The organism is Roseburia hominis A2-183 (genome assembly GCF_000225345.1).
GTDB lineage: Bacteria > Bacillota > Clostridia > Lachnospirales > Lachnospiraceae > Roseburia > Roseburia hominis.
In genome coordinates, this window is the sequence record NC_015977.1 from 3,519,576 (window position 1) to 3,543,002 (window position 23,427).

The following is a 23,427-nucleotide window of genomic DNA, read 5'->3' on the forward strand; positions in this document are numbered from 1 at the left end:
TTCCTCCAAATCTTACTAATTTTGTTCATACAGCTACCCGTACCTTTCGGTTTGTGTTTCTATCCTATTTTCCTTGTCTCTGAAATATCTGCCAGCGATTTATATTCGATCACACTCTGCTCTTGCTTTCATAAGACAATACTTCCATATACAGCCACCTCTCTTTTTGCGAGATGACTTACATTCAGACCAAATCAGCTTCTTTTCTGCCATCTCCTGCTCATTTCCAATAAAAAAGGCAGGACAAACAGCCGGATACACTTTTCAGTGCAAAGCTAATTTAGTCCTACCTAAAATTATTACTATTCAATTTTCACCTCTCTTGGGTACACAAAGCACACTCAGCCCATGAATCTGAACTGCTCTATGTAATGGTCATATTTCGGATTGATATGTCAGCGCTGCCCTATCCTGTACCGATTTAAAGGTATAAAAATAAGGACTAAATTAGTTCCAACCCCTTGATTTTACTGGGTTTCTTCTAACTTGTCCCAATTATAACTCAAGCACCCACATAGACGGTGTCGTACTGCTCCATATGCTCTACCTTGTCCGCAATCGCCGGACGGGAGGACGGATCGTTCATCTCCACCGTGCTGCGGCTCTTTTTGTCCATCCAGTCCAGGTCCGCCTTGGTATAAGGCACCTCGGGACGAATCTCAAACAGATCCGCTCCTGCCATATCCGAAAGCTGCTCTGCCGTCTTCTTTGTGACGCCGCTGCATGAAAAATAAGCTACAAGACTCTTCTGACTCATCATAATCCTCCATTCTTAACTCTTTTTTCTATAAGTTAAAATGTTTAAAACAACCTTCTCTAGCGGTAAGACTTCTCATAAATCGCCGCGCACTCTTCGTCTGTCATCGGCACCGGATCACAGGCAAACAGTCCACCCATCGTCGCCTTTGCATTCCTGGCGAGAACCATGCTCTCCTCTTTTTCGATGCCGTAATCGGACATCTTTAAGTCTGATACGCCGCAGTCCTCCTGCAGTTTCTTTAACGCTGTGATAAAATCCTCCGGCGCCTTGGCATCTTTCATGCCGAGTGCCTGCGCCATGCGGACAAACCGCTCATCACAGCAGTGTTTTTCGATAAAGTGTCTGTAATACTCCACCGAAATCATAATCAGTCCCGCACCGTGCGGCAGCGCCGGATGAAATGCGCTCATCGCATGTTCCATCGAATGTTCGCTTGTGCAGGAACCGACCACCATCGAATAGCCGGACATCGTATTGGCAAATGCCACATGCTCCCTGGCCTCCAGATCGCTGCCATCCTTTACCGCGCGCGGCAGGTAGGTTCCGATATTCTCGATCGCCGCAAGCTGGACCATCTCAGACATCAGGCTGTTCACAACCGAGAGGTATCCTTCCACGCTGTGGAACAGCGCATCAAACCCCTGGTATGCCGTGAATTTTGACGGTACGGTCAGCATCAGCTCCGGATCTACCACCGCAATCACCGGAAACAGCTCATCCATGCCGCCGCAGCCGATCTTCTCATTTGTTGCCGGATTGGTCACAACGCCCCACTGATCCACCTCGGATCCGGTTCCTGCCGTTGTCGTGATCGCGATGACCGGAAGTACCGGATTCACTAACGGCTGCTGCTTTCCGGTTGCTCCTGCCACATAATCCCAGAGATCTCCCGGCTGCTGCGCATACATTGCCATGACTTTCGCCGCGTCCATAACGGAGCCGCCTCCCAGTGCGACAATGAAATCGCAGCCTTCCTTCTTGGCAAAATGTCCTCCTTCCTCGACGATCTCCTTGACCGGATTCGCTCCGACCTTATCAAACAGCACAACCTCCACACCTGCGAGGGAAAGCTCTTTCATCGTACGGTCAAGTGCGCCGCTCGCTCTGGTCGATTTCCCGTTTGAGATGACAACCATTGCCTTTTTTCCAGGCATCTTCTGCTCGTGTAAGTGATTTAACTGTCCTGCTCCGAACAGGACTCTTGTTGGGTTATAAAATTCGTATGACATCCTTCGTTCTCCTCCCATGTCAGTTTTCCTGTTTTCATTGCCTCTTCGTAGCGTGAGATCTTGTAATTCAGACGTTTCCTGGTCTCCTCGATCTGCCGCTGCTGTTCCTCCAGAAGTTCCCGCTGCTCCACCAGAAGCTGCAATCTCGCAGGGATCGTCTTATCGCCCTGCTGAAAAAGCTTTACATATTCAATCATTGCCTCCACCGGCAGACCTGCCCTGCGCATGCAGATGGCAAGCGAAACCCAGCTCTCATCCTTCGGACCGTAATCCCGTATTCCCGATGCCGTCCGTGTGACCGGCGGAATCATTCCCACTCGCTCGTAGTAGCGGAGCGTATCCGCGGTAATATGATATTTCTCACTGATTTCTTTAATTGTCATGTCCTCTGCTCCTTTCCGGTGCCCTGGAACTCTCTGTTCGTTAGGCATTGTAAGCCCTGGAGTTCACTCCAAGTCAAGAGGTTTTTGTAAAATGTAAACGTAAATTCTTCCTATAACCCTTTATAACGTGTGATGACATTCTCCGGCTTCTCCCCGCAGATAAAATAGTAGTCGAGCTGTCTCTCGCCTTCCGCGTAGAGATATTGCCCGTACGTCTTAATATCGCAGAGCAGCACCGTATTTTTTGCCGCCGCAGCGATGCCATAGCCGCGGTTCGACAGCACAAGCGGCATTCTATGCTTTTTCCCTCCGAAGGATATATAACGCGCATTTAATGTCACATCCAGAAAATCCGTATCGAGCATGCCCTTTGCCTTGATGCGCTCTTTCTTGTCCCAGTCGAAAAATACCCAGCTTCCCTCCTCGCCGATCACTCTCGGCTCCGCGGCATTTTCCGCAAGCAGAAGCTGATTCTCCCTGTTCCAGAAAGAGACCGCTCCGCTCCGTTTATCTACCCGCACCGTAATCTCACCCGCAGCAATCTCAACAACGCTTTTGGATTCCCTGGCGCTCCATGAAAACGCTTCCTCCGCTTTGGCCATCCAGCCCGTAGCTGCAATTTTTTCCGTCACTCCTTTTACAAAGCTGACCCGGATGATGTCCGGAGCGACCGGCGTAATCCGCATCAGCCCGTACATGCTCGCCATCTCTACATAGGATCTGCTCTTTTTTACCCACCGGACCGCATGATTTCCCTTTGCGTGCCCCCGGACGCGCAGACTGGTATTCTCCGGGATCGTCCCGAATGCATACGGGGACGGATTGGTTCCCTCCGGTCCCGGACGCTTCCCTGCCGGCGCCGGAGACGTCGCCATATCCTGCTGCCCGCGCACTGTCTCTGCCTGTGGACGGTGCATTGCCCCGGTCTGCGGACGGTGCACTGTCTTTGCCTGCTGCCCGCGCACTGTCTCTGTCTGCGGACGGACCGCCGGTGATGCCGCCGGTCTTATGACCGGTTTCTCCTCCGCCGCAGGCGCTTTTGCCGCAATGCGTCTGGGGCCGAAATATTCCCGCTCCGCCATATCCATGGCGCCTTCCACCCTGCGCTGCTGCATCTGTTCCTTTTTTGTCCGGACAGGCTTCTCATACTCCCTGGCTTTTGTGAGCGGTTCCGCCGCAAATTCCTTTATATGCTTATCCTGCGGCGCCCTGCCCGCAAGAATTCCGGACAACTCCCCCCGATGGAGAATCGTCAGCTCATGCAGCGCGCGCGTTGCCGCAACATACAACAGCTTTACATGACCGTTGTCCGACGGATATTTTTTCTCCGACGGGTCAAACAGAAGTACCGTGTCAAACTCCAGCCCTTTCGTGTAGGATACCGGAAGCACCATGACGCCGTCCCCGAACTCCTCCGTCTCTCCTTTTGCGCCGTTCTTTACCGGAACGTCCTCTGCCAGCCGAGCCGCAACCCGCTCTGCCTCCTCTTCATCCCGACAGATCACCGCGATGGTCTCGTATCCTTTTCTCTGCCAGCCCTGTATCGTCTCCGCCGCCCGGTTAAGCAGCGCCCGCTCTCCCTGCACCGGTTCCACACAGACCCCGGCGCCATGGCGGATGATCGGTTCCACCGGATAGATGGAAAAATCCCCGTGGCGCAGAATCTCGTTCGCATATGTAGAGATCTCCACCGTGTTGCGGTAGCTTTTCCGCAGAAGCCCAAAAGCGTCATAATCGCCGGTCAGGATGAGTCTGCGCAGTTCATCCCAGTCATTCAGGCCGTACTGAAAATGGATATTCTGCGAGGTATCGCCCATGATCGTGTAGGTGCAGTCCGACAGGCACGCATCCATACACCGGTATGCCATCATCCCGAAGTCCTGCGCTTCATCGATCACCACATGACTCGCCTCCCTAACCGGGTCTGTCTCCTTGATCCGCTTGTAGATATAGGCCAGCGCCGCCAGATCATAGACGTCAAAGGAATTCCCCGGCGGGGTTACTTCCCTGCCACGGGCTGCCTGCGCCGCCAGGAAATCCTGATAGAAGGCATAGACCGATCCCTCCCATTTTCCCTTTCCAAAGTACATCGTGTATTTCCGGTCGAGCCGCTTTTTCTCTTCTGCCGGAAACGTGATGTCTCTTCCCAGGATCTCATTCTCATATCTGGAATGAACAATCTCCCCCAGCATCAGCATTTTGCTCTCCATGGAGTCCGCCGGATGCTCCTTTAGATAGCGGCGGATCTCATCCGCACCGATCAGAAGCTTTCCTGTCTTTTCCAGATAAACGTCCTCCGCCGGCACGCTCTCTTTTTCATATTCTTCGCAGTATGTTTTTAAATCGAGGAACCACTCCGTATCGCACTTGACACTGTTTTTCGGATCGTCTCTCTCCATACTGTGGTACGAGTAGCGTGCATCGTCCCAGTCTTCATATAGAAGCCGGACAAACAGCTGCTCCATCGTCAGCTGACGGATTCCATACACATCCAGTTCCGGGAGAACGCTCGTGATATAGTTCAGAAGGATCCGGTTGCTTCCCACAATGTAAAAATCCTCCGGCCGGAAATCATCCTTATAGTTATACAAAATGTAGGATATGCGGTGCATTGCCACGGTCGTTTTTCCGGAACCCGCCACGCCCTGAATGATGACGTTCGTCCGCGGCGAGCGGCGGATGATGACATTCTGCTCCTTCTGGATTGTCGCAATGATCTCTCCCAATACCGCTTTCTTGTTTTTTGCAAGGTATTTTGTCAGAAGTTCATCATTGGCAACGACATCCGAGTCGAAGAAATCCTTCAGCACATCCTGTTCGATCTCGTACGTCCGCTTGTGCACCAGATCCATCTCATAGGTTCCCTCGGAGCTTACCGTATAAGTGCAGGGTCCCATGCTGCTCTCGTAATATACCGATGCAATGGGCGCTCTCCAGTCCAGCACCACCGGCTCTGAGCCGTTTTTCGCAATTCCGGCTCTTCCGATATAACAGGTCTCCTCCTCCTGGGAGATGCCGTCCTTAAAATCAATTCTCCCGAAGTAGGGCTTTTTTCTCGCCTTCTCATAGCGGATCAGATCGTATTCATTTTCCTTTAATCTTGCCGTCGCATTATTCCAGAGTGCAAGGCCTTCTTTGTCTTTCACGTCGTATGTCTCGAGAAGATCCGCCAGATCTTCGTTAACCTTGCGTATGTCCGCCCCGGCGCGTTCCAGATTCTGCTGTGCAACCGAGATCACGTCCGCCAAATGCCGCTCCTCGTCTGCCCTGGTCAGCCCCAGGTATCCGCTTTTCTGTTCTTCCGATGTGCTGCGTTTATCCATCCTCCGCTTCACCCCCTGTCTTTTTACTATACCAAAAAAGCAGAGATACCGCATTACCAAATGCATCAAAGGTATCTCTGCTTTTCTTTTTCTATTAAAATATAACGGAAAACCGGTTCTCTACCGCACCGCCTCTGCCTCTGACAATCTCTTTCTGCCGAGAACTCCGCGTGTTCCAAGCAAAAGCAGCAGACAGACGACAGATAAGCTTCCCCCCGCAAGAAGGTATTTTCCCATCCCGGCGGTAATCGCGCTGATCTCAAACAGCGACGGCAGGATGGCGAGACCGCCAAAGGTTCCTATCACCATCGTGATGCAGATGAAGGTGCGCAGGCCGTTAAACGGAATACAGCTCTTCACCACGGCTGCCATGGAAATAAAGATCAGCAGAAAATACATGACTGTCTGCCGCTGCTCCACCGTAAACGGTGCAATGATACTGGTGACTGCGACCATCGCCGTGACTGTGAGGGCAAACGGCAGCGCATTGGATAACGCCGTCTTTAAGAATCTGCCGCGTATCTTGCGCGTGTCGGATTCCCAGATGGTAAAGAACGACGGATACCCCTCGATTGCCGCATCCAGCACAGTAATCTGAATCGGGATAAACGGGAACGGAATGTTTGCCAGCAGGCAGATCACCGAAACCAGCACCGAGTAGATGGTCTTGATAAAGAAGACGCTCGCCGTTCTTGTGACATTGTTCACGACTTTCCGCCCTTCCATCACGACCTGCGGAAGATTGGTAAAATCGGAATCCAGCAGTACCACCTGCGCGATCTGGCGGCTGGCATCGCTTCCGTCCGCCACGGCGATGGAGCAGTCCGCCTCCCGCAGCGCCAGAAGATCATTGACTCCGTCTCCCGTCATGGCTACCTGGTGTCCCTGTCGTTTCAGCGCACACACCAGTTCCTTTTTCTGTCCCGGCGTCACTCTCGCAAACACCGCGTACTGCTGGCAGATCTGCTCATAATCAATGTCCTCTCCGAGCGTCGATAAATCCACGGCATCCTTCCACCGGTGCAGTCCTGCCCGCTTTGCAATCATGGAGACCGTCTTGACATGATCTCCGGAAATTACCTTGACGTCCACGCCTTCCCGGTGGAAAAATTCAAGCGTCTCCCTGGTGTTCTCACGGATGGTATCCTCCAGGACAACCCCGTAGAGCGGCTGTATCTCTTCCGGCAGCGCCGCTTCGTCTTCCCACTGCATCGGGACATAGCCCACAATGATAACCCGGCAGCCCTCTTCCAGCCTCTGTTCCAGTTCCCCCGGCAGCTTTCGCATCAGCTTTTCCGGGGCGCCGACAAAAACACTGCCCGATCCCGCAAAACTGATACATCCCCATTTGCGCTTTGATGAAAATGGAATCTTATGTGCCGGTGTATAAAATGCCTGACCGCCAAACGCCTCTTTCAGCACCTGGAATGTCGCATTGTTGTCGTCGGAGGCCGCCAGATACGACTGCACGAGTTTTTCCGGTTCGCCCTGCGGCAACGCCTTTCCAGAGAGCCCCGCGCTGATCTCCATGACGGCGTCCACCGTAAGCTTTCCGTTTGTGATCGTTCCTGTCTTATCCAGACACAGCGTATCCACATGCGCCAGTGTCTCCAGGGAGTAAATATTCTGAACGAGGATCTTCATTTTTGCCAGCCGGATGACTCCGGTCGCCAGTGAAATCGAGATTAAAAGTACCAGTCCCTTCGGCAGCATACCAAGAAGCGCCGCGGCGGACGACACCACCGCTTCCCGCATGGGCGCCTGCCGCAGCAGGAAGGCCTCGAAAAACAGAATCACACCCAACGGAACAATCAGCATACTGGTAAACCGCGTTACCTTATTCATAGAGCCCAGCAGTTCCGATGCCACGCGTTTTTCCTTTTTTACTTCGTTGGCAAGCTTTGTAGCATAATTTTCATTTCCGACATGCGTAACCTTCGCATATGCCTTACCGGAAATGACAGAGCTTCCGGAATATAACTCACTTCCAGCCTCCTTGACCACTGCATCACTCTCTCCTGTGAGCAGCGATTCATTCACTTCCAGCATGCCTTCCACGACCACCGCATCGTTGCAGATCTGATTGCCGCTCTGCAACACCATCAAATCACCCTTTACAACCTCATCCAGCTCGATTTGAATGTCCTTTGCCCCGCGGCGCACACATACGCCCGGACGGTTTAGAATCGAGAGTTCATCCACCAGCTTTTTCGCCTTTAGCTCCTGTGCAATTCCGACCGCAATATTTAAAAAAATTACCGCCAGAAACAGCATATTTGTGTAAGCACCCACGGCAAATAAAAGCCCTGCAATGATAAAGTTCAGCAAATTAAATAATGTAAATACATTTTCACGGACAATCTGCGCCCTGCTTTTTGTAATACGCTCTGCGGCAGCGCCGCCTTCCCCGCGCTCGCGGCGTTCTGTCACTTCCCGCGCCGACAGTCCTGTTATATTCGCATCCATGATCTGTTCCTCCTGTTTTGCTTCGGATCGTAATGTGAGACATTTTCCAATGGTAACATGCCAAACCGCCGCTTTCAACGATTGTCAACGTTTCCATACGCCGCAGCCCGTTTTTGTACTCTTTCTTGATACCTGTGTAAGGTACTCCCCATAAGAATGGAACTGCCGCAATAAGCATATCGCGCTTTGGGGTGATAAGTAATATTACAGGAAAACCAGAGACAAAAAAGTTCCAGAATAAACAGACGGCGGCAAAATCTTTGAAGCAAAATTCGTGTATTTCTTCCATACCGCGGCTGGCATCCCATTCCGTGTCTTTGCCACGTTTGGACACTCTAGGAGTGTGTCCGACAAGCCGCAGACAATGAGCGGACTTTCTGGTGTCCCTAATGGCACCTCTTCACAGACAATATAAAACCGCGCGAACCGAAACTCGTCGGCATCTGCTATTGAAAATAAGGCAGATGCCGACTCAGACATCGGCTTCGCGCGGTTATGTTTTGTTCAGAGGTGGCCATAAGGGACACACACAAAAGTCCTAAAATTGTCTGCCGGCTTGCGGACACAATCCGTAGAGTGCTCCAAACTTGGAAAGACATGGATCATCACGGATGCCAGCTGCGGCATGGTTAGAAATACCAGATTTTGCGGTCAGATTTGCCGCCGCATGTTTATCTGGAACTTTTAAGTATCTATTTCTAATAATATTACTTATCACCCAAAAGATGTCTATGCTTATTGCTGCAGTTCCATCCTATTATTTTTCCATATTCGCAAACTTTGTGTACTGCGGCAGCCATACCAGATTGACGGTTCCGATCGGACCATTTCTCTGCTTGGCTATGATGATCTCTGAGATTCCCTTCATATCGGAATCATGGTTGTAATAATCATCGCGGTAAATGAACATTACCACATCGGCATCCTGCTCGATGGCTCCGGACTCACGCAGATCGGAGAGCATCGGGCGGTGATCCGGCCGCTGCTCCACGGCTCGCGAGAGCTGGGAGAGTGCAATCACCGGCACGGAAAGCTCTCTTGCGAGCGCCTTGAGGGATCGGGAAATATCCGAAATCTCCTGCTGACGGGAGTCTGTTGACTTCCCGGAACCGGACATGAGCTGCAGGTAGTCGATGATGACCAGCTTCAGATCATGCTCTAATTTATATTTTCTGCACTTGCTTCGCATCTCGGAGATCGAGATACCCGGCGTATCATCGATGATCAGCTCGGAATTACCGATGGTTCCGGCTCCCTCGATCAGCTTCTCCCAGTCTGCATCCGAGAGATTACCAGTACGGAGCGCCTGCGCATCCACTCTGGACTCCAGAGAAAACAGACGGTTGACAAGCTGCTCCTTGGACATCTCGAGCGAAAAGATGGCGGTACACATATTTTCGTGAAATGCCACATACTGTGCAATGTTTAGTACAAACGCCGTCTTACCCATAGACGGACGCGCTGCAATCAGGATCAGATCGGACGGCTGCAGACCAGCGGTGCGATAATCCAGATCAATAAATCCGGTCGGTATTCCGGTAACCGTTCCTGAAGTCTTTGCCGCGTTCTCGATCTTCTCGAGGGCATTCATAACGACCTGCCGGATCGGCACGTAGTCGCCGCCTCCGCCGCGGGTGGAGAGAAGGTCGAATACCTTCTTCTCGGTGATATCCATGACTGTCTCGACGCTTTCCTTGCCGACATAACACTCATTCTCGATCTCTTCATTCAGCTTGATGAGCTTTCTGCGCATCGAGTTGTCCTTGACGATCTGTGCATAATACTTCACATTCGCCGAAGTCGGTACTGCCGTCACCAGATCCCGCACAAACTCCAGACTCGCAATCTCCGGCGGAACATCTTTTTCCTTAAGCTTGTTCTGCAGTGTCACCAGATCCACAGGGAGACCCTTGTTGTACAGTTCAATCATCGTATCAAACAAAATCCCGTACTGCGTGTGGTAGAAGTCCTCGCTGATGAGCATCTCCATCGCTGTCACGATGGCATCCTTATCCATAATCATGGAACCGATCACGGACTGCTCTGCCTCAAGACTGTTGGGCATAATCCGCTTTACCAGTGCCTCTTCCATGAAATAAACCTCCTGCTACTCTTCTACAACATGAACGGTAAATGTTCCCGTTACCTTCGGATGAAGCCTGATGGCAACCTCTGTCATGCCGAAGCTTCTGATCGGCTCCGGAAGCTGCATCTTCTTCTTGTCGAGCTCCATGCCGAGCTGCTCCTTTGCCGCTGCCGCGATCTCCTTCGTGGAAACAGATCCGAAGGTACGTCCACCCTCGCCGGCTTTCATCTTGACCGTAATTTTCTTATCCTTTAATTCCTCCGCAAGCGCAAGCGCCGCCTCGTAATTCTCCTGTGCAACCTTGTCTGCGTGCTGGTTCTGCAATTTCAGATCATTGAGGTTCTTCGGTGTCGCCTCAAGTCCCAGCTTTTTCGGGAAAATCGCATTTCTCGCATACCCGTCACTGACGTTCACCACGTCGCCTTTTTTTCCTAATGCCTTTACATCCTGCAATAAAATTACTTTCATATGATCCTCATTTCCGCGCATTCTGCTGCGCTTATCTTGTATTTCCCAAATCGTATTATTCCTCGATGTCGCCTTCTTTTAACATCTCGTCGATCGTATCCTGAATGATGTGCTTTGCCTGCAGCACCGAGCAGTCTGTCAACTGCGCGCCCGCCACATTCAGATGACCGCCGCCGCCGAGCCGCTCCATGATGAGCTGCACATTGATCTCGTCAATCGACCGTGAGCTGACATAAATCTTGCCCTGATATTCGGTCAGCACAAACGATGCCTTGATACCGACGATATTTAACAGCTCGTTTGCCGCCTGTGCGCCCACAATCGTCGGGCTCTCCACATTATCCGCCGGGCACACGGAGATCGCAAATGCACCGCGGTAAACCTCCGCGTGGCGTACCGCCTCCGCTCTTGCCTTGTAGGCCGCCATGTCGTTGCGCAGCATCTTGCGCACGCGCGTCACTTCGGCTCCGGCTCTTCTCAGATATGCCGCCGCCTCGAAGGTGCGCACACCTGTCTTGGTCATAAAGTTGTTCGTGTCGATCAGAATACCAGCGTAGATACAGTCTGCCTCATGCGGCTCCAGCTTGATATTCTCGGAAAAATACTGCAGCACCTCCGCGATCATCTCGCAGGCGCTCGACGCATACGGCTCTACATAGGAAAGCACCGGATTCTCGATGACCTCGCTGCTCTGTCTGTGATGGTCAAACACGCACACCGTATCCGTGCGTTTTAACAGCTCCGGACACTCTGTATAACTCGGCCGGTTCACATCCACAACCATCACGAGCGTATCGCGGTTCGTCAGAAGAATTGCTTCCTCGCTCTTGATAAAGAGATCCGCCGGATAGCCTTTTTCCTCGGAAAATCCTTCCACAAGCGGACGCAGGGAAGATGTCACCTCATTTAAAACAATCTGCGCCTTTTTGCCGAGCACTCTGGCTGCGCAGTACACGCCGATCGCAGCACCGAGGGAATCCACATCGCTGATGCTGTGTCCCATGATAATCACATGCTCGCGGCTCTCAATCACCTCCCGCAGCGCATGTGCCTTGACTCTCGCCTTCACGCGGTTGTTGCGCTCCACCTGCTTGTTGGTCTTGCCGCCGTAATAAGTCACATCCTCGTTGTCGCGGACAACCACCTGGTCGCCGCCGCGTCCGAGTGCAAGATCAATCGCCATTCTGGCGTACTCGTAATTCTTGGTGTAGGAATCGCCGCCGACGCCGATACCGATGCTGAGCGTCACTGCCATCTCATTGCCGACTTTTACCGTCTTGACGTCCTCAATGATGCTGAAACGATCCTCCCGGAGCTTTCCGAGATATTGATTCTTAAAGACAACAAAATACTTGTCATTCTCGATCTTTCTGACGAGTGCATCAATCTCTGTAAAGTATTTGTTCACCTTCCGGTCAATTAACGCTACGAGCAGTGACCGCTTGACGTCCTCGATACTGTCGAGCGCCTCGTCATAATTGTCGATGTATACAAGCCCCGCCACCAGACGCTGTTCCTCGTTCTCGCGGATGTAGCGGTTCAACTCTGTCTCATCAAACAGGTACATCGCCGTCAGATATTCATTGCTCTCATCGAGCGATACGATCGTGCTGTCGTGTGTCATGGTGTCAAAATAAATGCGCTTTAACGCCACACGGTAATACCGGTCATTGTATGTCAGATTGATCGACTCCACCGGCTCGCTCCGCTGCAGCAGCTCCTTGGTCAGCGTCGGGAATACCGTCATGACCGACTTATGATACTTCTTGTCTTTTCCTGTGACCTCCGTAAACTGCTCATTCACCCACAGAAACTTTGCATTATAATCAACCAGTGCATACGGGATTTCAAACTCATTTAAGAGCTGTTTCTGCACGAGACCGTACTGCGTCGCAAAATTGATCAGCTCATCGATCAGAAGCGGCTTATTGCGCAGATAAGCGATCAGCATGATCACAAAATAGAGCAGTACAAACCCAGAAAAAAGCACTCCCGAAGAAGTGTCTTCCATATACACAAACACATTGATGATAATCAGAAGCATTGTAAGCAGCAGCGGCAGATACAAATATGTACGAAGCTTTCCTTTAATCTTTACGTTACTTTTTCTCACAAGCAAGCCTCCATCATTCTATACAAAAACACTATCATACCGTGCATTATACCATTTTGACCGCCCAATATAAAGCCTTTTTTGCCCGAAAAAAGACTGCCCACAACAAGTTGGACAGTCCAAAATTTCAGCCGCTATATCTAGTTGGTTTGCGCTTTATCTAGTTGCCTTGCGCTTCGCTTCCGCCATCTTCCGCCGGCGCGAGCGTCATATAATTCCCCTTATCCATATCGTCGATAAAGTTGTTGGAGATGATCTGGGTGCCGTCCTGCGGCTCCACCTCATCCACAACCTCACTCAGATCTGTCTGGTATCCTCCATTCGGATTATAATGGCAGATACGGTATCCATCTTCCGCTCCACGACCGTATTCCTGGTAAATAATATCATGCCAGCCGTTCGTCATGCGCTCACTAACCGTCACCGGCGTGTGGATTCCCTCAAACGACTCGATCACCTGGAACGTTCCGTCTGCCTGTTCCGATAAGATCAGCGCCGGATCACCGAACGATACCTTTGTATACTCACCGACCACGACAACGAAAATTTCATCTGTTCCATCCTCATTCAGATCAATATGATTATAGTAATACCGGGTCTTGCTCTGCTCTTCGTCCGGAACCTGATAATAAGAGATCAGAAACTCCGCTAGCGCCGGATCCGGCGTCTCCTCCGCGTACTGCGAGACCACTGTCGCCACATCCTCCGCATCCTCCGCCGCAAGGAAATGCTCTTCCAGCACCTGCTCAAGCGTCTGCTCCGTCTGTTCCACCTGCTCGGTCTGCACCGTCTGCTCTGCCTCTGCGCCATCTCCGCCGCATCCTGCCAGCATCAGAACCATTGTCAGCATGACTGTCGTTTTGTACCAGTGTCCTCTCATCCGCGTTCCCACTCCTCTGCACCTCTTGCTCTTACACATACCCATAATATTATATGATTCTTGTCTCATTTCCAAGCCCATTTTTCTATTCTTAAGGAAAGTTTTAGAATCAGCGACATTACGAAAATGCAATCACCTAAAAAAAGACCAGCAATCGGAAGGATTGTTGGTCTTTTTACTTATCAGCTTATTCGCTGTGATTAAACGAAGTTTATTCACATACGTACGGCATCAATGCCACGTGACGTGCTCTCTTGATCGCTACAGTGAGCGCTCTCTGATGCTTTGCACAGTTGCCTGTGATACGGCGAGGAAGGATCTTTCCTCTCTCAGAGATGTATCTCTTTAACTTGTTGGTATCCTTGTAATCGATCACATTGTCCTTACCACAGAATACACAAACTTTTTTTCTTCTATGCATCGGGCGTCTCTTCATTGGAGCGCCTTCTTTGTCTGCTGCCTTATTGAAAGCCATGATAATTACCTCCTGTTATTATCGTCCATTAGTTAAATGGTAACTCTTCATCAATTCCGTCCGGAATATTCATGAAGCCATCACCCGCTGCACTGCTCGGTGACGGTCTGTCGGAAGGGGTAAAACCGGAATTATCTCCGCCGCCGGAAGCATTCTTGCTCTCTGCGAACTCTACATTCTCAGCAACAACGTCCGTCGTGTATACACGCTGTCCGTCCTTGTTGGTGTAGCTTCCGGTCTGAATACGTCCCTCCAGAACGAATTTAGTTCCCTTACGTCCGAATCTCTCCAGAAACTCTGCAGTTCTGCCAAATGCAACGCAGTTGATAAAATCTGCTGTCTGCTCGTCCCCGTCACGACGGAAACGGCGGTCTACCGCAAGCGAAAATCTTGCGATGGCGGTGGAGTTCTCACCCTGTGAGTAACGCACCTCTGCATCTCTGGTCAGTCTTCCCATAAGAATCACTTTGTTCATATACGATTCCTCTCTTCCCTCAAACAAACGTTATCAGATCAAAGAATCTCTTATTTCTCGTCTTTTCTCACAACTAAGAAACGAAGTACGTTGTCCATGATACGAACATCCTGCTCAACTTCTGCTGGAACAGTCGGCTCTGCATCGAACTGAATGAAGTAGTAATAAGCTTCGCTCATCTTCTGAACTTCGTAAGCTAACTTCTTCTTACCCCAGTCCTCTACTTCTGTTACAGTACCGCCGGCACGAGTGATGTACTCTTTTGCCTTCTCTACTGTAGCTGTTCTCGCATCGTCTTCGATCTTTGCACTGACAACGAGTGCTAACTCATACTTATTCATGCGAATTTCCTCCTTTTGGTCTCTGGCCCACGTTTTCATTACATGAGCAAGGAATAATTATTATATCACGAGTATCTACTATAACACGTTTTCCCTGTAATTACAAGTGCTTTCTTGAAAAAAGCGCAAAAAACTGCGCAGCGAGCCTATTCCGTCTCCCCCGCCTTGCGCAGCCCTTTGGTATTTTTCTCCACAAGCTTTCTCGCAATCATGATCTGATGCCCGCAACCCGTACATTTCAGGCGGAAATCCGCGCCGACGCGCAGAATCTCCCACTCACTGCTGCCACACGGATGCTGCTTTTTCAGCTTTACGATGTCTCCCACTTCATAATGGTACTGGTTCATGGTCTTCCTCACTTTCCTAATGTAGTGATAGTGTAGCATGTTTCGCTCCGCTGCGGTAGAAAAAAATTTCATTCGCCTGGCGCCCGTCTACACCTCAATCTGCCCGAACACATCGCCGAGTCCCGCCTGAATCAGCAGATCTGCCCTCGCGTCCATCGGCGTCGTCGATTTGTTGATTAACACCAGTTTATTTCCCCGGTAATAATCGATCAGACCGGCTGCCGGATATACCGCAAGCGATGTTCCACCGATAATCAGCATATCCGCATGGCTGATATAAAATACCGCATCCTCCAGCGTCTGCTGGTCCAGTCCTTCCTCATAGAGTACCACATCCGGCTTGATCGTACCGCCGCAGGCATCGCACAGAGGTACTTTTCCCGGATAATCCCTCACATACTCCGCATCAAATCCCTTGCCGCACTTCCTGCAGTAATTACGGTGCACGCTGCCGTGCAGTTCCAGCACGCGCTTACTTCCCGCCAGCTGATGCAGACCGTCAATATTCTGCGTCACGACGGCTTTTACTTTTCCGGCCGCCTCAAGCTCCGCCAGCTTTTTATGCGTGATGTTCGGTTCCGCGTCAAGGCAGAGCATTTTGTCCCGGTAAAAACGGTAAAACTCCTCCGGGTATTTTATATAAAAGGAATGGCTTAAAATCGTCTCCGGCGGATAGTCATATTTCTGGTTGTAAAGACCATCCACACTGCGGAAATCAGGAATTCCGCTCTCCGTAGATACACCGGCTCCCCCGAAGAATACAATATTGTCCGACTCCTTCACCATCTGCAAAAATTGTTCGATATTCGTCATTGACTGGCGCCTCCCATCCCACTGCGATTTTCTCTATCATACACCAACCGCACGCCAAAATCTATTGGTATTCCGTCCGCAGATCCGGAAAACGTTCTCTAAAACGCAAACATCAGCTACAGCAGAACCCAGGTCTTTTAGATAAAGCAAAAAAACAGCAGTCATGCGACTGCTGCCTAAAAAGTTGCGGGAATAGGATTTGAACCTATGACCTTCGGGTTATGAGCCCGACGAGCTTCCAGACTGCTCCATCCCGCGCTATATGCAACCACCATTGCTTCCTGTATCACAATGTCCGTTGCTTGTTAACATAATGTATTATAACTCTTTCGTACCCACTTGTCAAATCCGCTTCCGCACCCTGCTTTTTCCTGCCTTACTCTATCATTATATGCAGAGCTGACATCCTATAGAACCGATTTTTTCATTTTTCTGTTTTCACAGACATTTTTGCAGAAAAAATCCTTCCCGGGCGCAGCCACAGCCGCCGGCTGCTCACATATATCCCGCCAGAATAATGCTTGCGACGGTTCCCGCAGTGGTTGCGATCAGCGCGCCCACCAGCGTGTAACGGCTTTTTTTGATCCCCGCCGCCATAAAATAGACCGACATCGTATAAAAGATCGTCTCCGTGCTGCTCATCATGATGGATGCCATCTTTCCCAACATCGAATCCGCGCCGTACTCCTTATATATATCCAAAAGAAGACCGGTCGCCGCAGAGGACGAGAACATTTTAACCACCGTGACCGGTATCAGCTCCGGCGGAAAACCAAGCCAGCCGATCCCCCGTCCCAGCAGCCCGGAAAAGCACTCCAGAAAACCGGAAGCCCGCAGGATCCCGACCGCCACCATAAGCCCGATCAGTGTGGGCATGATTCCGATGACCGTCTGAAAGCCGTCCTTTGCCCCGTCTATGAACTCCTCATAGATATTCTGTCTGTTCAGAATTCCATAACCGACAATACCGAAAATGAGAAGCGGTATCATTATGTCCGATAGAAAAATCATTACGCCCATGATACATCCAGAATCTTCCGTTATTCTACTATATGGAATCCGAACGGTAAATATTCATATTCACGAACTTTCGGGCTGCGGCATGTCATGCTGCTCTTCCTCATCGTGATTCGTCAGCTTCTCATACTGATCCTGCGACATGGGGCGGCCAAAATAATAACCCTGAATATAGTCGCATCCGAGGTCATTTAAAAAATCCACCTGATGCTTTTCCTCCACACCTTCCGCAATCACCATCATGTCCAGAGATTCCGCCATCCGGATGACCGCCTCGATGATCTTTGCACCCTTTTCCGCGGTATTCCCCTTAGAGAAGAACTTCATGTCGATCTTTAACACATCAAGATCCACGTCCTTTAAAATGTTTAAGGAGGAGTAACCGCTCCCAAAGTCATCCATCAGAATCGTAAATCCGGCGTCATGCAGATAATTCACCGCTCTCTGGATCAATTCCGCATCCTCGGAAAAGACGCTCTCCGTCAGTTCCAGGTTCAGATAATGCGGAGGAATATGATAGCGGTGGATGAGGTCAATCAGAGAATCCATAAAATCCGGGTTATAGAGGTTGACTCTGGATACGTTGACCGAAATTGGCGCCGGATTCCTTCCCTGGGAAAGCTCACTGTCTATGAACTGGCAGACTTTCTCCCACACGTAATAGTCCAACTTCGTGATAAAGCCGTTGCGCTCAAAGATCGGTATAAATTCGTTCGGAAGCACGATCTCACCGCTCGGCTTCTTCCAGCGCACCAGTGCCTCCGCTCCGTACGGAGCCATCTTTTTCAGCTGGTACTTCGGCTGGAAATAGACGATAAACTGCTGCTCTGCCAGCGCGGCATCCATCTCGTCAATGATATGCTGTTCGCGGAGCACTTTCTGTCCGATCTCCTCCGTATATAAAACATCGTGAACCATGTACTGACCCTTGCACTGTGCCGCCGCAATCTCAGCGTTGTCGTGCATCGCCGCCACTTCCATATCCGGATCGTCCACCAGATAAATGCCCGCGCAGGTCTCCAGATAATAATGTACGGAATGTTTCCGGATCTCTGCCCGGATTCCTTCCAGTATGTGATAGATCACCGCACCATCTTCGTAGGGGACACACATTCCGAACACATCGCCGCCAAGGCGTCCGTATGTGCCTCTGCCGTAGGCTGTCATGACCTTGCGGATGGCTCCCGCCACAAAATGGATCAGCCGGTCTCCCTCTTTGGAGCCGTAGAGGGTATTGATAATCCGGAAACGGTCAATGTCAAAATGGATAAAAGCAAAATTCGCTCCCGCGCGCTGGTCTAAAAGTTCGCGGGTCGCCTGGTAGAACTTCTGCTGTCCGTAAATACCGGTAAGAAAATCATATTCCAGAAACCGCACCTTGCTTTTCTCGATGGCGTTTCCTGCGCGCAGTCTCATGATCCCGGGGCTGGAATTCTTCAGAACAAAATCCCATGCACCGAGCTCCAGGCTCTTCTGCTCTCTCTCAGGGTCGTCTTCTGTCGTACACACCACAACCGGAAGATAGCTGTACTCCTTCCGCTTCCGATACATCTCCAAAAATTCATAACCGTCCATCACAGGCATCATCAGATCCAGCATAATCAGCGAAATCTGCGCTCTTTTTCTGGAAAGAATCTCCAACGCCTGCTTTCCGTTACATGCTTCTAGGATGTCGTAATCCGATCTCAAAACATCCGCCACTGCCATCCGGTCCTGCTGACAGTCATCTACGATCAGTACATATTTTCTTCTACCCATACAAGCCCCCGTACCTTGAAACACGATCTGCGTTTCTCCTATGTACTATTATAGTTTTTTCGTTTCCTTTCAGCAACGTTTTTTTAACTTACAAAAGATAATTGCCGCCGCGGTACTACATATAGTCGCAATAAGTCCCGGACCCACTACTGCTGCGGGATTGACGCTCCCGTACTGGCTCCGGTACGCGATGATATTGACCGGAATCAGCTGCAGGGACGAGATGTTGACGATCAGAAACGTGCACATCTCATCCGTGGCAATATCCGGTCCGCGTTTCCGCGAGGTTCCTTTTTGTCCGCAGAGTTCCAGGTTACGCTCCTGCAATGCCTCCATCGCTTTTAATCCCGCCGGCGTTGCCGCCCAGCCAAGTCCAAAGACATTTGCAATCATATTCGTCGCAATGTATTCGTTGGCGGGGTGCTCCTGCGGGAGATCCGGAAACAGGAAATGCAGCACCGGGCGCATTCTCCGTGAAAGTCCCTCAATGATCCCCGCCTTTTCCGCAATCCGCATCAGTCCCACCCAGAAAGACATCACTCCCATCATGGTAATACAAAGCGTAACCGCCTCTTTTGCCGAATCGAGCGCCGCCGTCGTAATCTGCGGCAGGGTTCCGTGGAACGCCCCGTAGATGATGCCCGTCAGAATCATAAATGCCCAAAGATAATTCATATCCCCTCACCCGTTTTTATCGTTTCTCCATATATATGCATCCCGGAATAAATCTTGACAGCACCCCCTTGATGCGCAAAAGCATCGCAGAACTTTTGAATAATTGCACATTTTCCCACATAGAATATGTTAATTTTCCGGCACAGGAGTTTTCTCCACTGCCGCGTTTCCCGAGGTGTTTGTTTGCATTCTTCGTTTATCCACACATTTTCCCGGCAATTCGTCCTTTTTCCACTGATGACGTCCGTTTTTCTGCTCAACGGATGCTCCCGCTTCTCCATGCAGACGGATTTCGTCGCCGGTTCCACGTCCTCCTTCGATGCGTTTCTTGATGATTTTTTCCGGGCGGAGGTCTCCTCCAACACGATCAATCTTCATTTTTCACTGTCCCATCCGGAAAACTACGGCATTACAGAGACTCCGATCACGCTCGGCAGTCTCTCGGAAGAAGCACTTGCCGCATCCCATGCATCTCTGGAGAACACGCTCGCGGCTCTGGCAAAATACGACCGCGATGCCCTTCCGCCCTCCGGTCAGCTCACCTATGACGTCTTGCAGGATTATCTTAAGACGGAGCTCTCCGCATCCGATCTGACTCTCTACGACGAGCCGCTGCGCCCTACGACCGGCATTCAGTCGCAGCTTCCCGTACTATATGAGGAATACCGTTTCCGGCAGCCAGCCGACGTGGAGGACTATCTCGCGCTCCTCGCCCTGACCGGCGATTATTTCGACCAGATCATCCGCTTCGAGCAGCAGAAAGCACAGGCCGGGCTTTTTATGTCCGACTATGCCTGCAACACACTGATTTCACAGTGTAACGCCTTCACAGCTGACCCGGATCAACACTATCTCATCCAGACCTTCGATCACAAAATCGATGCCATGTCAGAATTGACGGAAAACCAAAAGACACTCTACAAGGAAAAAAATGCCGCTCTGGTGCGGGAACATGTGCTTCCCGCCTACACCCATCTTGCCGCGGCGCTCACAGAGCTTCTCGGCAGCGGCAAAAACGATATGGGGCTCTGTTACTTTGCAGACGGAAAAGATTACTACCGCTACCTGGTCTGCCACAACACCGGGAGCGCTTCCGATCTTCCGGCGCTGCAGGACCGGATCTTAGAAAAACGGCAAAGCGACCTGCAGCAGGCGGCAGCACTCCTCTCCGAAAACCCGCAGTTAAAAGCATCCCAGACGACCGTCCGGCTTCCTGCCGCCGATCCCATTGCAACGCTAAACGGGCTGCAGGAGGCGATGCGCGCAAATTTTCCTGCACCACCCGAGACCACATTTACTGTAAGTTCTATTGACGAGTGCATGGAAGACTATATGGCGCCTGCGTTTTACATCACCTCGCCCATTGACGATTATGCGCAGAACTCCATATTTATCAATGCCTCCACCGACACCTCCTCCCTGCGGTATTTCACAACGCTGGCGCACGAGGGCTTCCCCGGCCACCTTTATCAGACGGTGATGTCCTATGAAGCCGGACTGCATCCCGTGCGGTTTCTGCTGAATTATCCGGGCTATGTCGAGGGCTGGGCGACCTATGTGGAGATGATCTCGTACCATTATGCCGGGCTGGACGATGACCTCGCCTCGCTGCTCTCCCTGAATCAGTCCGCCCTCCTGAGTCTCTATGCGTCGACGGATCTGGGAATCCACTACGACGGCTGGAGCTTTTCCGACACAACCGCTTTCTGGAAAGACTTCGGCATCACGGATCAGACCGCACTGCGCGAAATCTATGAGCTGATCGTGGAAGAACCCGCCCATTATCTGAAATATTATGTGGGATATATGGAATTTGTGGATTTAAAAGAAAAGGCACAGGAAACCTACGGAAGCGCCTACAGCGATATCGCTTTTCATAAGGCTCTGCTCTCCATCGGTCCTGCACCTTTTTCGATCATTGAAACGTATCTGGATAATTATTATCTGCCGGATGCGGCTCCCCAATAGCCCCGGCGCAGCTTATGCGTCACATGTATCGTTTCCAACATAAACCAAAATGTTTTTGCGAATTGTAATATGATATTGGTAAAAAACGCTGCAACACGGTCATCCCCGTTTGCAGCGTTTTCTAATATAACACAGTATTTTCATTTATGTAAGTATTTTTTAAGACAACAGCGCCTGGTAGACATCGCGCTTGCTGATGCCGCGGTCCTTTGCCACCAGCTTCATCGCTTCCTTCCGGCTGATCCCCTGCTTCTCATAAACTTCCATATGCTCCTCGAGCGACAGGTTCTCCCAGTTCCTCTGCTCTTCCTGCTTCAATTCCTCAAATGTCTTTCCGGCGATTACCAGGACATACTCTCCGCGGGGTTCATTGTCTTTATAATATTCAAGAATCTCTGAAAATGTCGTTAATGTCTTTTCTTCGTACCGCTTTGTCAGTTCCCTGCACACGGTTAATTTCCGTTCCCCGAGCGTCCCATACAGTTCTTCCAGTGTGCGGATCAGATGGTGCGGCGCCTCGTAGATAATGATTGTACGCGTCTCATTGACCAGCTGTGAGAGCACTGCTGCCCGCTCTTTTTTCTCCCTCGGCAGAAACGCCTCAAACGCAAACCGTCTGGTCGGCTGCCCCGACATCGTGAGTGCGGTGATACATGCCGCCGGTCCCGGCAGAGACGTCACCTCAATGCCTTCCTCATAGCAGATGCGCACGAGATCCTCCCCCGGGTCCGAGATACCCGGCGTCCCCGCATCCGTAATCAGTGCGATGTCAAGTCCCTCGCGCATCTTATCCACCAGCTGATACGCTTTCTCGATCTTATTGTACTCGTGATAGCTCGTCATCGGCGTCCGGATCTCAAAATGATTCAGCAGCCTGATGGAATTTCTGGTATCCTCCGCCGCAATCAGATCGACTTCCTTTAAGGTTCTCACCACCCGGTAGGTGATGTCCTCCAGATTTCCGATCGGAGTGGCACACAAATATAACTTTCCCGCCATAACTTTTCCTTTCGTCGTGCATAAAGCGCGCACATCCTGTATACTTCCCGCGTGCATTCCTGCCTGCTATCCGACAGACTTCTCCTCGGCCACATTCCCCACTCCTGCAAGCTTCGGTGCAGCGAAATACAGTACGATTCCTCCGATCACCGCGCCGATGGAGATCAACTGCGACGTGGACAGCACACCCACACTGCCTCTGTAATCGTTGCGCAAAAACTCCACGGCAAATCTTCCGATTCCGTACAGCACAAGATAAGCCGCCGCAACGCGTCCGGTCTTCGGTCTCTTCGATGCAAACCATAACAGCAGCGCGCAGATGATAAAATCTCCCGCCGCTGAGATCAGCTGCGTCGGTATCAGCTTCACACCGTTCGGTGCGAACGAGGAGTTATGAAACGTGATTCCGTACCACGCATCCGTCTCCCTGCCGTAGCAACAGCCCGCAAAAAAGCAGCCAAAGCGGCCGAAGCCTTGTGCAAACGAAACCGCCGGCATCACCAGATCAAAATACGGCATAAACGCCTGCTTTTTCGTGCGGCAGTAGATATAACTTGCCAGAATTCCACCGATGATTCCTCCGTAGACCACATAGCCGTTCTTGAAATCCCAGAGGATGGACGGATCTTTCAGGATCTCCGGAATCTCTACAATATAATATAAAATCCTGGTTCCGAGCATTCCGCCGATGATGGCGCAGAAGAAAATGCCCCAGATGATATCCTCATCATAGCCTCTTTTTTTGCCCCGGCGCAGCGTCATCAGCAATGCCGCCAGAAAACCTGCTGCAATCATCACTCCATACATATGAATGGTAATCGGTCCTATCACAATATCATTAAACATATTTT

20 protein-coding genes and 1 tRNA gene are annotated in these 23,427 nt (G+C 50.9%); 1 reads left to right on the plus strand and 20 read right to left on the minus strand.

The genetic code is table 11. The features are described from left to right. Positions 1-502: 502 nt before the first annotated feature. The 18 genes from RHOM_RS16085 to RHOM_RS16170 form a co-directional block, all read right to left on the minus strand. Positions 503-760 (minus strand): flavodoxin, encoded by a 258-nt coding sequence (locus tag RHOM_RS16085; RefSeq protein WP_330364829.1) that lies wholly within the window; start codon positions 758-760, stop codon positions 503-505. Between the two features lie 56 nt (positions 761-816). Next, positions 817-1,989, minus strand: a complete 1,173-nt coding sequence (locus tag RHOM_RS16090) for an iron-containing alcohol dehydrogenase (RefSeq protein ID WP_014081290.1) — start codon at positions 1,987-1,989, stop codon at positions 817-819. Further along, complete coding sequence (locus tag RHOM_RS16095) at positions 1,935-2,372, minus strand: MerR family transcriptional regulator (RefSeq protein WP_014081291.1); 438 nt, start codon at positions 2,370-2,372, stop codon at positions 1,935-1,937. The genes RHOM_RS16090 and RHOM_RS16095 overlap by 55 nt, the downstream gene beginning before the upstream one ends. A gap of 110 nt (positions 2,373-2,482) precedes the next feature. Then, positions 2,483-5,695 carry a 3'-5' exonuclease gene (locus tag RHOM_RS16100; RefSeq protein WP_014081292.1) on the minus strand — a complete coding sequence of 1,071 codons (3,213 nt, stop codon included), beginning with the start codon at positions 5,693-5,695 and terminating at the stop codon, positions 2,483-2,485. 120 nt (positions 5,696-5,815) lie between these two features. Further along, the gene (locus RHOM_RS16105; protein ID WP_014081293.1) at positions 5,816-8,161 is read right to left on the minus strand and encodes a cation-translocating P-type ATPase; all 2,346 of its coding nucleotides are present in this window, start codon (positions 8,159-8,161) and stop codon (positions 5,816-5,818) included. Between the two features lie 757 nt (positions 8,162-8,918). After that, positions 8,919-10,253 (minus strand): replicative DNA helicase, encoded by a 1,335-nt coding sequence (gene dnaB, locus RHOM_RS16110; protein ID WP_014081294.1) that lies wholly within the window; start codon positions 10,251-10,253, stop codon positions 8,919-8,921. Between the two features lie 15 nt (positions 10,254-10,268). Further along, the gene (rplI, locus tag RHOM_RS16115) at positions 10,269-10,715 is read right to left on the minus strand and encodes a 50S ribosomal protein L9 (protein ID WP_044025110.1); all 447 of its coding nucleotides are present in this window, start codon (positions 10,713-10,715) and stop codon (positions 10,269-10,271) included. Between the two features lie 55 nt (positions 10,716-10,770). Beyond that, positions 10,771-12,828 carry a DHH family phosphoesterase gene (locus tag RHOM_RS16120; RefSeq protein ID WP_014081296.1) on the minus strand — a complete coding sequence of 686 codons (2,058 nt, stop codon included), beginning with the start codon at positions 12,826-12,828 and terminating at the stop codon, positions 10,771-10,773. Positions 12,829-12,988: 160 nt separating this feature from the next. Beyond that, positions 12,989-13,720 (minus strand): hypothetical protein, encoded by a 732-nt coding sequence (locus RHOM_RS16125; RefSeq protein WP_143761759.1) that lies wholly within the window; start codon positions 13,718-13,720, stop codon positions 12,989-12,991. A gap of 199 nt (positions 13,721-13,919) precedes the next feature. Continuing rightward, positions 13,920-14,183 (minus strand): 30S ribosomal protein S18, encoded by a 264-nt coding sequence (gene rpsR, locus RHOM_RS16130; RefSeq protein ID WP_014081298.1) that lies wholly within the window; start codon positions 14,181-14,183, stop codon positions 13,920-13,922. 28 nt (positions 14,184-14,211) lie between these two features. Next, a complete protein-coding gene (locus tag RHOM_RS16135) occupies positions 14,212-14,658 on the minus strand; it encodes a single-stranded DNA-binding protein (protein ID WP_014081299.1) in 447 nt (148 codons plus the stop codon). A 50-nt stretch (positions 14,659-14,708) separates the two neighbouring features. Beyond that, positions 14,709-14,999, minus strand: a complete 291-nt coding sequence (gene rpsF / locus RHOM_RS16140) for a 30S ribosomal protein S6 (RefSeq protein WP_014081300.1) — start codon at positions 14,997-14,999, stop codon at positions 14,709-14,711. A 146-nt stretch (positions 15,000-15,145) separates the two neighbouring features. Further along, positions 15,146-15,346, minus strand: a complete 201-nt coding sequence (locus RHOM_RS16145; protein ID WP_014081301.1) for a DUF951 domain-containing protein — start codon at positions 15,344-15,346, stop codon at positions 15,146-15,148. An 87-nt stretch (positions 15,347-15,433) separates the two neighbouring features. After that, positions 15,434-16,159 carry an NAD-dependent protein deacylase gene (locus RHOM_RS16150; RefSeq protein ID WP_014081302.1) on the minus strand — a complete coding sequence of 242 codons (726 nt, stop codon included), beginning with the start codon at positions 16,157-16,159 and terminating at the stop codon, positions 15,434-15,436. A gap of 184 nt (positions 16,160-16,343) precedes the next feature. Further along, positions 16,344-16,417, minus strand: a tRNA-Met gene (locus RHOM_RS16155). A gap of 237 nt (positions 16,418-16,654) precedes the next feature. After that, a complete protein-coding gene (locus tag RHOM_RS16160; RefSeq protein ID WP_014081303.1) occupies positions 16,655-17,179 on the minus strand; it encodes a spore maturation protein in 525 nt (174 codons plus the stop codon). A 60-nt stretch (positions 17,180-17,239) separates the two neighbouring features. Then, positions 17,240-18,934 (minus strand): two-component system response regulator, encoded by a 1,695-nt coding sequence (locus RHOM_RS16165; RefSeq protein ID WP_014081304.1) that lies wholly within the window; start codon positions 18,932-18,934, stop codon positions 17,240-17,242. A 69-nt stretch (positions 18,935-19,003) separates the two neighbouring features. Continuing rightward, positions 19,004-19,609 (minus strand): nucleoside recognition protein, encoded by a 606-nt coding sequence (locus RHOM_RS16170; RefSeq protein WP_014081305.1) that lies wholly within the window; start codon positions 19,607-19,609, stop codon positions 19,004-19,006. Positions 19,610-19,888: 279 nt separating this feature from the next. Between RHOM_RS16170 and RHOM_RS16175 the strand changes: the two genes are divergently transcribed. Then, positions 19,889-21,577, plus strand: a complete 1,689-nt coding sequence (locus RHOM_RS16175; protein WP_014081307.1) for a DUF885 domain-containing protein — start codon at positions 19,889-19,891, stop codon at positions 21,575-21,577. A 159-nt stretch (positions 21,578-21,736) separates the two neighbouring features. Here the strand turns inward: RHOM_RS16175 and rsmI are convergent, their stop codons facing one another. Further along, positions 21,737-22,576: a 16S rRNA (cytidine(1402)-2'-O)-methyltransferase gene (rsmI, locus tag RHOM_RS16180; protein ID WP_044025111.1), complete on the minus strand. Its 840-nt coding sequence runs from the start codon at positions 22,574-22,576 to the stop codon at positions 21,737-21,739. Positions 22,577-22,642: 66 nt separating this feature from the next. After that, positions 22,643-23,422 (minus strand): prolipoprotein diacylglyceryl transferase, encoded by a 780-nt coding sequence (locus RHOM_RS16185; protein WP_014081309.1) that lies wholly within the window; start codon positions 23,420-23,422, stop codon positions 22,643-22,645. Positions 23,423-23,427 lie beyond the last annotated feature (5 nt).